Source organism: Lacticaseibacillus manihotivorans DSM 13343 = JCM 12514 (genome assembly GCF_001435035.1).
GTDB lineage: Bacteria > Bacillota > Bacilli > Lactobacillales > Lactobacillaceae > Lacticaseibacillus > Lacticaseibacillus manihotivorans.
This window is the reverse complement of the sequence record NZ_AZEU01000120.1, coordinates 1-12741: the sequence shown is the minus strand read 5'-3', so window position 1 is coordinate 12741 and position 12741 is coordinate 1. Positions and strand designations below refer to the sequence as shown.

General features: G+C 47.3%; 14 protein-coding genes. 9 read left to right on the top strand and 5 right to left on the bottom strand.

The features are described 5' to 3' along the window. Positions 1-92: 92 nt before the first annotated feature. The 4 genes from FD01_RS06520 to FD01_RS06505 form a co-directional block, all read right to left on the bottom strand. Positions 93-1073 (bottom strand): polyprenyl synthetase family protein, encoded by a 981-nt coding sequence (locus tag FD01_RS06520; RefSeq protein WP_054718193.1) that lies wholly within the window; start codon positions 1071-1073, stop codon positions 93-95. Beyond that, a complete protein-coding gene (locus FD01_RS06515; protein WP_054718196.1) occupies positions 1067-1621 on the bottom strand; it encodes a Gx transporter family protein in 555 nt (184 codons plus the stop codon). Before FD01_RS06515 ends, FD01_RS06520 begins: the two co-directional genes overlap by 7 nt. Then, positions 1618-2052, bottom strand: coding sequence for a NusG domain II-containing protein (locus FD01_RS06510; RefSeq protein WP_054718199.1), 435 nt, complete (start codon positions 2050-2052; stop codon positions 1618-1620). The genes FD01_RS06515 and FD01_RS06510 overlap by 4 nt, the downstream gene beginning before the upstream one ends. A 351-nt stretch (positions 2053-2403) precedes the next feature. Continuing rightward, positions 2404-4311, bottom strand: coding sequence for an NAD(P)/FAD-dependent oxidoreductase (locus FD01_RS06505; protein ID WP_056963329.1), 1908 nt, complete (start codon positions 4309-4311; stop codon positions 2404-2406). A 299-nt stretch (positions 4312-4610) separates the two neighbouring features. On the opposite strand from FD01_RS06505, the gene pplA reads away from it, so the two are divergent. From pplA to rplA, 9 genes are all read left to right on the top strand, one after another. Next, entirely contained in the window at positions 4611-5474 is an 864-nt protein-coding gene (gene pplA, locus FD01_RS06500) for an extracellular electron transfer flavoprotein PplA (protein WP_056963328.1), read from the top strand. Between the two features lie 105 nt (positions 5475-5579). After that, entirely contained in the window at positions 5580-6656 is a 1077-nt protein-coding gene (locus tag FD01_RS06495) for an FAD:protein FMN transferase (RefSeq protein ID WP_056963326.1), read from the top strand. After that, positions 6656-7600, top strand: coding sequence for a 1,4-dihydroxy-2-naphthoate polyprenyltransferase (locus FD01_RS06490; RefSeq protein ID WP_056963323.1), 945 nt, complete (start codon positions 6656-6658; stop codon positions 7598-7600). Before FD01_RS06495 ends, FD01_RS06490 begins: the two co-directional genes overlap by 1 nt. Next, positions 7597-8553 (top strand): UbiA family prenyltransferase, encoded by a 957-nt coding sequence (locus FD01_RS06485; RefSeq protein ID WP_056963321.1) that lies wholly within the window; start codon positions 7597-7599, stop codon positions 8551-8553. The genes FD01_RS06490 and FD01_RS06485 overlap by 4 nt, the downstream gene beginning before the upstream one ends. Positions 8554-8584: 31 nt before the next feature. Continuing rightward, positions 8585-8734, top strand: a complete 150-nt coding sequence (rpmG, locus tag FD01_RS06480) for a 50S ribosomal protein L33 (RefSeq protein ID WP_054718202.1) — start codon at positions 8585-8587, stop codon at positions 8732-8734. A 26-nt stretch (positions 8735-8760) separates the two neighbouring features. Then, a complete protein-coding gene (gene secE / locus FD01_RS06475; RefSeq protein WP_054718205.1) occupies positions 8761-8931 on the top strand; it encodes a preprotein translocase subunit SecE in 171 nt (56 codons plus the stop codon). A gap of 92 nt (positions 8932-9023) precedes the next feature. Continuing rightward, the gene (gene nusG, locus FD01_RS06470; RefSeq protein WP_054718208.1) at positions 9024-9572 is read left to right on the top strand and encodes a transcription termination/antitermination protein NusG; all 549 of its coding nucleotides are present in this window, start codon (positions 9024-9026) and stop codon (positions 9570-9572) included. A gap of 706 nt (positions 9573-10278) precedes the next feature. Beyond that, positions 10279-10704, top strand: coding sequence for a 50S ribosomal protein L11 (rplK, locus tag FD01_RS06465; RefSeq protein ID WP_056963319.1), 426 nt, complete (start codon positions 10279-10281; stop codon positions 10702-10704). Positions 10705-10794: 90 nt separating this feature from the next. Further along, complete coding sequence (gene rplA, locus FD01_RS06460) at positions 10795-11484, top strand: 50S ribosomal protein L1 (protein WP_056963318.1); 690 nt, start codon at positions 10795-10797, stop codon at positions 11482-11484. Positions 11485-11920: 436 nt separating this feature from the next. Here the strand turns inward: rplA and FD01_RS06455 are convergent, their stop codons facing one another. Beyond that, complete coding sequence (locus FD01_RS06455; protein ID WP_054718213.1) at positions 11921-12472, bottom strand: GNAT family N-acetyltransferase; 552 nt, start codon at positions 12470-12472, stop codon at positions 11921-11923. Positions 12473-12741 lie beyond the last annotated feature (269 nt).

Here is a 12741-nt window from a genome sequence, read left to right as displayed (position 1 = left end):
AGATCTTCCTAAAAGATAAATTTATCCTTCAACACCAGTTGACGCAGAGCCAAAAAAAGCCTTGGTCCCATGAGGGCCAAGGCTTAGCGGTGTTAACTGCGCCGGCGCAGAAGTTGTTCAGTTAAGCGGATCAAAGTGTGTTTGACTGGGGCTTCAGGCAAGCCAGCTAACCCGTTGAGTGCCTGTTGCGTATAAACAGCTGCCATGGCGCGAGCTTGTTCAACCCCTTGATATTGCGCCACCAGTTCCATCACTGCCTGGAGATCATCAGCAGTCATGGCATGTTGCTTTTGCAAATAAGGTAAAAAGGCCGCGCGGTTTTGGCTCATGGCTAAGATCAATGGCGCAGAGTAAACGCCTTGTTTCATGTCTTCGTGGACGGGTTTGCCTAAGGTGTCGGCATCAGCGGTGTAATCTAAAATATCGTCTAATAGTTGAAAGGCGATGCCGATGTTCAAGCCGATTTTTTCCACTTTTTTGGCGAAGCGTAAGGATTGGCCACTTTCATAAGTGCCGATAAAACTGGATAAAGCAAACAGTTGCCCAGTTTTGCCAGACACTTGGCTCAAGTAGTGGTCGATGTCCATATCATAATTGTAGCGCGTGGCCATTTGTTCTAATTCGCCATTGAGTAGCTTTTCCATGGAGCCAGCGTCTTGTTGTACCGAGCGCAAATCGCTGGCATATTTGGCGATCAACTTAAAGCAAACCACAAAGAGATAATCGCCAGCATACACGGCGACGTCTTCACCGAATTGCGCAGAAATCGTTGGCAAGCCGCGACGCACCTTGGATTTATCGATGATGTCATCATGCACCAAGGTGGCGTTGTGCAGGGCTTCAACCGCAGCGGCTAAGGCGATCATTTTGTCAGCGTCACGATTTTTGGCAAATTGTGAAAACAATAAACAATAAGCGGGGCGCAACAACTTGCCACCGGCATTGATCATTTCGACTAACGCGTCGGCAACTTTGGTGTTTTGAGGTTTGATCTCTTGTTGGATCAACTGCAAGGTAGCAGTGAGTTCAGAGGCGACTTCAGGATAGTCCGCCCACATTGGATGGATCAACATGCTTTTCTCCTTTGATGGTGATCAAAGCGCAATCGACTGAGGGTTTGGATATGTTCGAATAAGAAGTTGGCGGCGACCCCAACGGCAATACCAGCGAGAATCCCCATAAAACTTAAAATCGGCAAGTACAACATCACCGTCCAAGATTGGGCGATCCAACTGGCGACGACTAGCTGGCCAACGTTATGCAAAATGCCGCCAGCAGCACTGATGCCGATCATCGACACACGTTTTTCACCGAGTTGTTTGATCAATAACATCCCTAACCACGATAACACCGCGCCAGCACCAGAGTATAGGAACGTCGACAAGGTCCCGCCGAGCAAAGTGGTCAACACGAGGCGCAACACCATTAATAAGAAACTATCAGAAGTCGACATGGTAAACAGCGAAATGATCGTGATGAGATTGGCCAAGCCCAACTTGGCACCAGGGGCAAAGGCGAAAGGAAAGGGGATCATGCGCTCGAGCAACCCAATGATGACGCCTTGAGCACATAACAATGCGATAAAAATGACTTGGCGGGTGCGGTCTGGTCGATAATTCATTCTGTCACCATGCCTCCCGTATTGTTACCACTGGTATGGCCAGTGGACTTAATTTCAATTAATAACTTGTGGGGTAAGCAGACAATGGTTTGGCCAGGTTTAGAAATCTTGCCTTTGCGCACGCACACTTGATCGGAACAGTTCGCATCTTTGATTTGAATCTTGGATCCGGTGGTGACGATCGTGTTCCAGTCATGGCCATCATTGTACTTCCAAGTCGTCGTGCCTTTGTGGCCCGTCAACTTGATGCGATAAACTTCTTTGCCATCATGCGTCACCACCGCAGTATACACAGCGTTACTGGTTGGTTGTGCCGCTTGGCGATCAGCTTCTTGGCGCGCAAAAATGACATATGGAATAAACGAGCCGATCAACAACAGGACCACGATGATAATATCGAAGGGCTTGATCATTTTTAAATAATGTTTCATAAAAGCTCCCTTCGAAAATTAATGGTTCGTGCTGCATCGTCGAGTTCAACAGACCAACGCAGACGCGGCTAGCTACGCTCCACACTTCACCTCAAAGTGCGAGGCAAAGAGTGGAGCTAGGCTATACCCGGTCTGCTAAGTGCGGTCTGTTTCGCTCTGGTATCGTCGAGCTCAGCCAAGCAACGCAGAAACATCTAGCTACGGCTAAGCATTCATCCCCAAATTCCGGGGATAAACGCTTAGCCTAGGCTATCTGTTCTGCTAAACCCGCTTGGCTTCGCTCTGGGAAGAAAAAAGGTCCTGGGGTCAATTTTACCCCAGAACCCAAATCCGGAAAACCGTTATTGCCAACTACTTGGCATCATTGCCATATAACGCTTGTGGTTTACCGTACCACCACTTGCCGAAAGTCTTTTGCAAGTATGGAACGACCCACTTATCGAGGCCAAATGCGCGACCAGAACCGTTCATCGTAGCCAATGCCATTGGGATCATCCAAATGTTGACCCAATAGAACATCCCACTTAAGCAGAAGATCACGGTGAAGGCAACGGACATACCGCCTGCGACCCAAGTGAATAAGCCAGCGATCAAAGCTAAACCGATCAAGATTTCGATGACCGTCATCGACTTTTGCATGAAGAAGGCAACTTGTTGGTTAGGAATGAAGATCTTCGTGACAGAAGCCATCCAATCAGGCATCACGTTAAACACAGCCATTGGGTCTTTGCCATATTGATAAGATAAGGAGAAGACTTGCTTGGCGGTACTTGCCGCAGTCGCTGCAGCATCTGCGCCACCGCCAGAAGCCGCACTCGTCGCGTCAGCGCCAGCAGCAGAAGCGCCGGAAGTAGCAGCGGGCTGCAACCAAGTGAATGGTAAGCGCAGTTTGTCGATGAACCATGATTCTTTGCCAGAAACTTTGTAAGCACAATCGACTAACCACATGGCACCTAAGAAGATCCGGGCAGGCACTGCCCACAAAACGTTACCTTGACGGGAAATGTGACCGCGCATCAAGTTACGATCGTTGCGGGTGCGGAAGAATTCGTGCATGAAGTATTGGAACAAGTAGTAGCCAGAATAGATCTGGACGAAATACAACATGTTGACCAAATGCTTCATCAACATGGCAAAGAAGCCGGACAAATGCATGAAGCCCATTAAGTTAGCCACACCATAGCGTGAACCTAAGCTGACCATGAAACCAGAATAAGAAGCTTTGTAGTCAACGTCTGGGGTTTGGCCATTCATCTGCTTGGTGATGTTGTCCAAAGCCGTTTGGGCACTGGCTTCAGCGCCTTGCACGATTTGCGGTTCACCACGATCGGAGTTGCCATCAAAGAAGGAGACATCCCCAACGACATAAACCTTATCATCGTCGACAGATTGCATGTGGGAGTTGACCACAATGCGGCCGGCACGGCCTTGAGTCAACTTGAAGTTCGCCGCTTGGCTAGTAGCCTTGACCCCAGCCGTCCAAATCAAAGTAGACGTTGGGTAAGTCGAGCCATCTTTCAAATCAACATAGCCATCATGAACGCCGACAACGCCAGTGTTCTTCATGACCTTGATGCCGCGCTTGATCATGTACTTTTCCGCCTTGTCCGCATCTGAGCGGTCCAGCATGTTCATGATCGTTGGCGCCATTTCCATTAAGGTAAAGGTCAACTCTTCTGGGTCGAGTTTGAATTCTTTGGCTAAGCTTTCGCGCCAGTCGCGTAATTCACCGATGGTTTCAGTCCCAGTAAAGCCAGAGCCAACGACCACGATGGATAATAAGGACTTACGCTTTTCAGGATCATGTTCAACGGAACCACGACGCACGACATCGCGCACATGTTCTTTAAGTTGAATAGCTTGTTCCCATGAACCTAACGTGAAGCCATATTCTTTGACGCCAGGAGTGCCAAAGTCGTTTGGTTCAGACCCGATGCCTAACATCACATAATCATATGGGTAGGCACCATGCTTGGTTTTGACGAGTTGGTTTTCTCGATCAATGGTCGTGACTTCATCGGTGACTAACTTCACGTTCTTGCGGCGGCAGAACAAGCGTTGCAAATCGTATTGGATCGCGTTTTCGTCAACACGATCGGCGGCGATTTCGTGTAATTCCGTCATATAAGTGAAGTATGAATGTTTATCGATCAAGGTGATGGTGACATCTGGATCTTTTTTAAACTTCTTGGCTAACCGCTTAGTTGCATAAACCCCTGCAAATCCGGCGCCGATGACGACGATGTTTTTTTGCGTCATGGCAAATAACACTCCTTGTGTGAATTCTTGGTTAAATGATAGCTGGTTACGCTTGTCATTATACCTTTAACACAATCGGTTTGTCCATAATTTCACACGCTTTGAAACTCTTTCTCATAATTAACTCGTAATTCAGTAATGACGGACACTTGTAAGCGGTAATTGGTCTAGTAAGAATCCGATGTGAAAGCGCTAAAATTTATGAGGTTTTGTTGCTTTTTGCACAAACACTGAGTACACTTATTTTGTGTGAAAGGTAACACAAATTTAGGGCATTATTCAAAAAGGGGTACTGACAGATGAAATTAAAGACAGTGACAAGCATTTCCGTGATCGCATTGACCGCCTTAAGCTTAGCTGCTTTTGGGAACCCATCCAACAACGTTGACGCTGCTGCCAAGCAAACTGCTGGCGCAAAGCTGCAAAACGGCAAGTACAAGTTGGTTGAAACTGGCTATTCTCACGGCTACAAGGTCAAGATGGGCATTACCGTTAAAAAAGGTAAGATCACGAAGACCACATACGACTATGTCAACAAAAAAGGCAAGTCCAAGACCAAAGACAAAGCTTATGAAAAGCAAATGAAGAAGGTCGCTAAGACTGGTCCTAAGGAATACATTCCACAATTACGTAAAGCCTTCAAGAAGGCCGGCGCAAACACTGGCTCCATCGAAGTTGTTTCCGGTGCCACTGAATCTTCCTGGTCCTTCAAGAACTATGCGGCACAATTAGTTCAAGCTGCCCAAGCTGGCAACCACAAGACCATCAAGATCCAAAACACCAAGAAGATGCAAGATGGCACTTACTCCTTAGCTGAAAAGAACTATTCTCATGGCTACCGCGTAACCTTCTCCATCACCGTCAAGGATGGCAAGATCACCGCTTCTAACTACGACAACGTGGATAAGAACGGCAAGTCCAAGACCCAAGATAAAGACTACGAAAAGTCTATGAAGAAGGTCAACAAAGTGGGCCCTGTTGAATACACCAAGGAATTAAACGAAGCCTTAGTGAAGAAGCAAACCCCTGCTGAAGTTGATGTGGTTTCTGGTGCTACTTCCAGTTCCACTGCCTTCATCCAATATGCTGAACAATTGATCAACGCTGCGCAAGCTGGCAACACGAAGAAGATCACTGTTGACAACATCGTGTACGCTGAATAAGCACACGCTAACGCACAAAAAATGGGTAGTATCCTTGTGGGTACTACCTGTTTTTGTTCTCAGCTGTTATCCTAGAAGTATTCTGTGTTGGAAGGAATTTTTATCATGAAAAAGTTTTGGATCGGGGTCGCTACACTACTGCTGGCAGTCACGTCATTAGCTGGGTGCGGGCAACAAAATACGACCCCAGTTAAAAAAGCGCCAACCTTAGTGAAGAATCCTTATGAAGATACCCAGTTTTTGATGGGGACGGTGGTGACGCTGCGGGTTTATGACAAAGGCAAGCAAAGTGCGTTAAATGATGCCTTTGATCGCATTAAAGTCTTGGCCAAAGAAACCACGGTCAACCAAGAAGGCTCTGAAGTCGACGCGGTCAATGCCCAAGCCGGGAAAAAGGCTGTCAAAGTGACGCCGGCGATTTATTCGATGATCAAATACGCCAAAAGCTACTCGGATAAGTCTGAAGGTGCTTTTGACCTCGCCATCGGGCCGATCACCAGCTTGTGGCATATCGGGTTCAACGATGCCCGCAAACCTAGCCAAGCAGAAATTGATGCCAAACTGCCTTTGGTCAACTACAAAGACGTGGTGCTCAATGACAAAAAACAAACCGTTTATTTGAAAAAACATGGCATGGCCATTGACCTTGGCGGGATCGCCAAAGGTTTTATCACCGATCAAGTGGTGAAAGTCTTGAAGCGGGATAAAGTCACCACCGCGATTGTCGATCTCGGCGGGAATATCTACGTCTTAGGGCATTCTCCTAAAGGCGCGAACAAAGATTGGACGGTTGGCATTCAAGATCCGAAGAAATCGCGGGGGACTGCGATCGGGACGGTGCCAGCCAAGAACATGACCATTGTCACCAGTGGGATCTATGAACGTTACTTGAAAGTTGACGGGCATGTTTATTCTCATTTAATGGATCCTAAAACTGGTTATCCGTTTGAAAACAACTTGATGGGCGTGTCGATCATCACCAAAAAGTCTGTCGATGGGGATGCGTTGTCTACCGCCACTTTTGATAAAGGGCTTAAAGGCGGCATGGCCTTCATTGAAAAGACGGGTTATGCGGAAGCCATTTTTATCACCAAAGATAAAAAGGTCTATATCTCCAGTGGCTTGAAGAAGACCTTCAAGTTGTTGCCGAACTCAGGGTATACTTTGGCGGAGTTGAAATAATGACGATCCCAGCATTTTTAGAAGTGGTTGAAGCCCGCACCAAATTGGCCAGCATTTTGCCATGCTTGGTGGGGTTGGGCTTTAGCCTCGCGTATTTTCATCAAGTCAACGGGCTGAATAGCCTGTTGTTTTTTGTGGCCTTGCTTTGTATCGATATGGCCACCACAGCAATCAATAATTTAATGGATTATCAACATGCGGTGGCCGCTGATTATCAAACCAATACCAATGTGATCGGGCGGCGGCATTTAAAGCCGCAAATGGTGTTGAATCTGATCATCACCTTGTTGTTTGTGGCGCTAGTGCTTGGCTTATGGTTAGTCTGGCGCACGCAATGGGTCTTGTTTTTCATCGGGGGCTTTTGCGTGTTGATCGGGATCTTTTATACCTCAGGGCCGATTCCGTTGAACCGCTTGCCATTAGGGGAAGTGTTCTCAGGCGTCACCATGGGCTTTGGCATTCCGTTTTTAATGGTGTTTGTCAATGTGTTGCCGCAAAGCTTTGTGGCCGTCACTTGGCAATGGCCGAATCTGTTTGTGTCAGGCAGCTGGGTTGCCTTAATCACCTTGGTGTTAGTGTGTGTGGTGCCGATGGGGACCATTGCCAATGTGATGTTGGCCAATAACTTGTGCGATTTAAAAGAAGATACCGCCAATCACCGCACGACCTTGCCGATGTACTTGACCCACAAGCAAGCGCTTGGCTTATATGCCAGTTTGGCATACGGTGGCTTTGTGGCGATCGTCTTGGCAGTGGGCTTTGGCTTGTTGCGCTGGCCGGCGTTGATCGTGTTGGTGGCTTTGCCTTTGGTTTGGCGCAATACTCAGAAATTCTTAGCCTTACAAGATAAAGTCAAAACCTTCAAAACTGCCTTGTTAACGCTAGTCGCTGAAAATATCGCCTTGATCGTGGCGTTAATGCTGGATTGGGGGTTAAGTCGATGAGCTATAAAAAATTAACTTGGCCACTGTTTTTAGAATTGATCCGGCTCCCTGCTAAAGCTGCCAGCTTACTGCCATTCTTGTTTGGCGTCAGTTATGCCTGGGTACATTATCATCAGCTCAACTGGGGCAACACCTTGATTTACTTTGTTGGGCAAATGAGCATTGCGTTGTTTGTCACTGGCTTTAATAACGTTCAAGATTTCTACAAAGCTAAAGATGACCATTATCGCGCCACGCAAAATATCCTCGGGCGCGAGCACTTGAATCCTAAACGTATTTTGAATTTGATGCTGATGTTCTTAGCAATCGCCTGCTTATGTGGGCTGTGGCTAGTGTTCCGCACGAACTTGAGCCTACTTGTGATCGGTGGCGCAGCGATTTTTGTGGCGATTTTTTATACCTTTGGACCAGTGCCGTTGTCGCGCATCCCGAGTGGGGAATTTCTAGCGGGGATGTGCGAAGGCTTTGGGACGATTTTTATCGCGGTGTTTGTCAACATCGTGCCGCAACCGATGACCTTGAGCTTAACTTGGAGCCAGTTCCGCTTGGGTCTGGATATGGCGGAATGTTTACAACTTTTATTAGTGGCCTTGCCGATCGTGATCCTCGATGGTACCGTGATGTTTGCCGATAATATTTGTGACTTGGATCAAGATCAGCGCAACCAACGCTTTACGTTGCCTTATTATTTAGGCAAACCTCGCGCGCTGAAAGTTTACCCTTGGCTGCCGCGGATCGCCTTTTTGATGATCGTAGTCGCAGTACTATTGCGGGCTTTGCCTTGGTTGTCATTATTGACCTTGTTATTGTGGCCCTTGGTGGCGAAAAACACCGCTGGGTTTATGGCCTTGCAAGATAAGCGCAAAACCTTCAACTTGGCGATCAAAACGCTTTTGACCACCGCCGCGGCAGAAGTTGTGTTACTCTTAGTTGCAGGGGTTTTGAATTTCTGATACATTGTAAATAGTCTGGAGGAAATTCCTTATGTCTGTAAAAAAAGTCGCAATGGCCTGCTCTGTGTGTGGCCGGCGCAATTACTTCGTCCCTGAAAATAGAAAACGTACTGAACGTTTGACCTTAAACAAATATTGCAAGTACTGCAAAAAAGTCACTGAACATCGCGAAACCAAGTAAGCCCTTAGGCGTTGGGAGAGAAATTCATGAAATTTATCAAAAGTGTATTCCAAGAAATGAAAGCTGTCACTTGGCCCAACGCCAAGGAAACTCGGCGTGATACGTCAACGGTTGTGATGACTTCCGTGCTGTTTGCGATTTATTTCGCGATCGCCGACTTTGTCATTTTGACCTTGTTGAAGCTGTTTGTATTCTAAGTTGAGTTTTGCTATACTTGAACCAACGAAAAAACCGTGCCGGTAATGGACGGTTTTTTATTTTGTCGCAATCAAATTAAAAGGAGCGCATCATGGTAGAATCTGTCGAAAAACAATGGTATGTCTTGCATACTTACTCTGGTTACGAAAATAAAGTTAAAACGAACTTGGAATCCCGCGCAGGGTCCATGGGCATGGGTGACTTTATTTTCCGCGTGATCGTGCCAGAAGAAGAAGAAACCCAAACCAAAAACGGTAAGGCGAAGCAAGTCATGGAAAAGACCTTCCCAGGCTATGTCTTAGTGGAAATGGTGATGACAGATGAATCTTGGTTCGTCGTGCGGAACACCCCAGGCGTCACTGGCTTCGTCGGCTCTCACGGTGCCGGTTCAAAACCAGCCCCATTGGAACCAGAAGAAATCACCAGCATCTTACATTCCTTGGGCATGAGCGCTCGCAAGACGGCTAACGTTGACTTTGATCTCGGCGAAACCGTCACGATCATCGATGGCGCCTTTGCTGGTATGGAAGGTAAAGTCACTGCCAACGACAAAGAAAAGCAAAAGCTGCGTGTTACCATCAACATGTTTGATCGTGAAACTGCCGCAGAACTTGATTACGACCAAGTCGACAAAAACTAATTAAACGTTGATAAGCCATCACTGAAGCGAATTCGGTGGTGGCTTTTTTCGAAAAAACGTTTATAAGTTATAGGTCTTGTCACGGGTGTCGAATGGTAGTAAACTCTTAATCAGGAGAAGTAGACGACTTAGGCCAGGTCGCCTGTACCACTTCATGGCGAGGCGGAAGAGCCTCGTTAAACCGAATGAGACTGACCCGCAGCGACTCAGCGATTTTAGTTGAGCAACGTTGGCTCTCTCGTATCAGAAGTGCCGGTACTGAAGGACCCCCGTGGGGTTCAAATAAAGATGACACCGGGTTGAGTTCCTCATGGCAACATGGGAAGCAAGTGACGCCTGTGGACGAAAGGCAATGCATTGCCAAGTAGTCCCGAAGGTGGTCAAGGGTCAAGAGCCCAAGGCGACGCAGACACGCACTTGATACATCAGACACTGCATGAACGTAATTGAATCGGCATTAAAGCCAGAAGCCCACGAAATGGATGCCTGTTTCGTGGGCTTTGTGTACGTTTTGCAGGAATTTCACGATAGTTTCAATTAATATAGTAAGTTCTCGATTTTTTGCTTTGAGGACATTGGCAGATTTTGCTTGCAAAGGCCATTCTTTCATGCTAATCTATTCTGGTATGTTTTGTGCATACACGTGGGAGGCCAAAATTGACTTGGCCATCATGACCACATCACGGACTTAAGGAGGTTATGTTTCGTGGCTAAAAAAGTAGCAAACATCGTTAAACTCCAGATCCCTGCGGGGAAGGCAACTCCAGCTCCTCCAGTAGGTCCTGCTTTAGGGCAGGCCGGGATCAACATCATGGGTTTCACCAAGGATTTCAATGCACGCACTGCTGATCAAGCAGGCATGATTATCCCTGTTGTGATCACTGTGTTCGAAGATCGTTCCTTCGAATTCGTTACTAAGACCCCTCCAGCAGCTATCTTGCTTAAGAAAGCCGCTGGCGTTGAACACGGTTCTGGCGAACCAAACACCAAGAAAGTCGCTACTGTGACTAAGGATCAAGTTCGTCAAATCGCTGAAACGAAGATGCAAGACCTTAACGCTGCAGACGTCGAAGCTGCTATGCGCATGGTTGAAGGGACAGCTCGTTCAATGGGCTTCACTGTCGAAGACTAAGAACTGTCCGGATCCTCGGCCAAAGCCGAGTGAATCAAGTGGAAGGGCTAAGGCCCGCTGACCACATTTGCAAGGAGGAAAATTCCCAAAATGGCTAAAAAAGCAAAGAAGTTTCTTGAAGCACAAAAGCAAGTTGACGCAACCAAGACTTACGCCCCAGCAGAAGCTGTCGCATTAGTTAAGGCCATCGACTTTGCTAAGTTTGACGCAACTGTTGAAGTTGCTTACAACTTAAACATCGACGTAAAACAAGCTGACCAACAGATCCGTGGGGCCGTTGTGCTTCCTAACGGGACTGGCCGTAGCCAAACTGTCATCGTCTTCGCCGAAGGCCCACAAGCCAAAATGGCTGAAGAAGCTGGCGCTGACTTTGTCGGCGGCGACGACTTGGTTCAAAAGATCCAAGACGGCTGGTTAGACTTTGACGTTGCGGTTGCAACGCCACCGATGATGGCTAAGGTTGGTCGTTTAGGCCGTGTCCTTGGTCCTAAAGGCTTGATGCCTAACCCAAAGACCGGTACTGTGACGATGGACGTTACCAAAGCTGTTAACGACATCAAAGCAGGTCAAGTGGCTTACCGTGCCGACAAGGCTGGTATCGTTCACGCACCGATCGGTAAGGTTTCCTTCTCTGAAGAAAAACTTGCTGAAAACTTCAAGGCGATGAACGACGTGATCACTAAAGCACGTCCTGCATCTACCAAGGGTGTTTACATCAAGAGCTTGACTTTGACTTCCACCTTCGGGCCTGGTGTCAAAGTTGACGCCCAAGCTTTCTAATCAACTGATTATAAAGTAAGCCATCATCGGGAATTTTTCCTGATGGTGGCTTTTTTGTGCTCTCGGTGAGACGCCAAGGCTTGGGCCTCACTCCGGTGAGCTCGATCATGGTCGTGCGGCCGGCTTCAGAAATCGGCAAGAGCAGCCGATGTTCTTACGCCTAAAAAATAAACCGGAGAAGATCACTCCGTTTTATTTTTTACCGGTGAGATCTGCGTAAGCCGCCACAAACCGGCGTCTTACTTGATTTCACTTTCACGCCCATGATCAAGCTCACCTCCGTAAGGTCCAAGCCTTGGCGTCTGGTTGTTGCCTCGGGAGCAAACCAAGCGATATGAGCTGGTTATCATCATGATGCTAGGCTATTTGTCCTGTGTTGCAAAAGACGGTGACACTAAAAAACTGACTCAAAGTATCTGAGTCAGCTGGAAACATATTATGCCGTATGGGCTTGTGATGGGGTCGGTAATTGGCTGAAGGGAATAAACGCTTGAGGCTCACCCTCATTGAGGCGTTTTTCAAACCAGTGAATGTCCACCCATTCGCCTAACTTGTAGCCGATTTTTTCAAAATGGCCAACAGAAGCGAAGCCTAAGCGTTGATGAAAAGCCAGGCTGCGCTGATTATTGCCCGTGACACAGGCCATCATGGTTTGCACATGTTGTTGCGTGAGAATTTCAGTTAAGGCGTGATAAAGCGCGCGGCCAACGCCATGTCCGGATTGGCCAACATAAATACTGGTTTCCACGGTCCAGTTATAACCCAGCCGTTCTTTGTAGCGATGGGCATAAGCGTAACCTAAGATGTCGCCGTTGTCAGCGCATGCGACCAAATACGGATAATCTGGTAGCGTGACGAGAATGCGTTGGGTGAAGTCGGCGATTGTTGGGACTTCAGTTTCTAGCGTCACCGTCGTTTGCGTGACAAAAGGCGCATAAATCGTCAACAAGTCAGCGGCATCTACAGGTTGAGCAGTACGAATGAACATCACAGTTCCTCCAAAAAGCGATATGGTTTAGTTTACCGCCTCAAGGCTTGTCGGTAAATATCATAATCATTGGTGATTCTGTGACTTTCCGTGGTACGATTAGAATATTAATGATTTATGAGAGCTTTAGGGTAAGGAACTTGCGGGATCAAACTGCAAGCCAGTTGAAGCTGACTTGTTCACCAAAAGGATTTTTATTTAAAAGCAGTAAGGGGGAAGTTTGAAAAATACTAGAGATAGAGATACCTAACCATAGGCGCACTCAAATA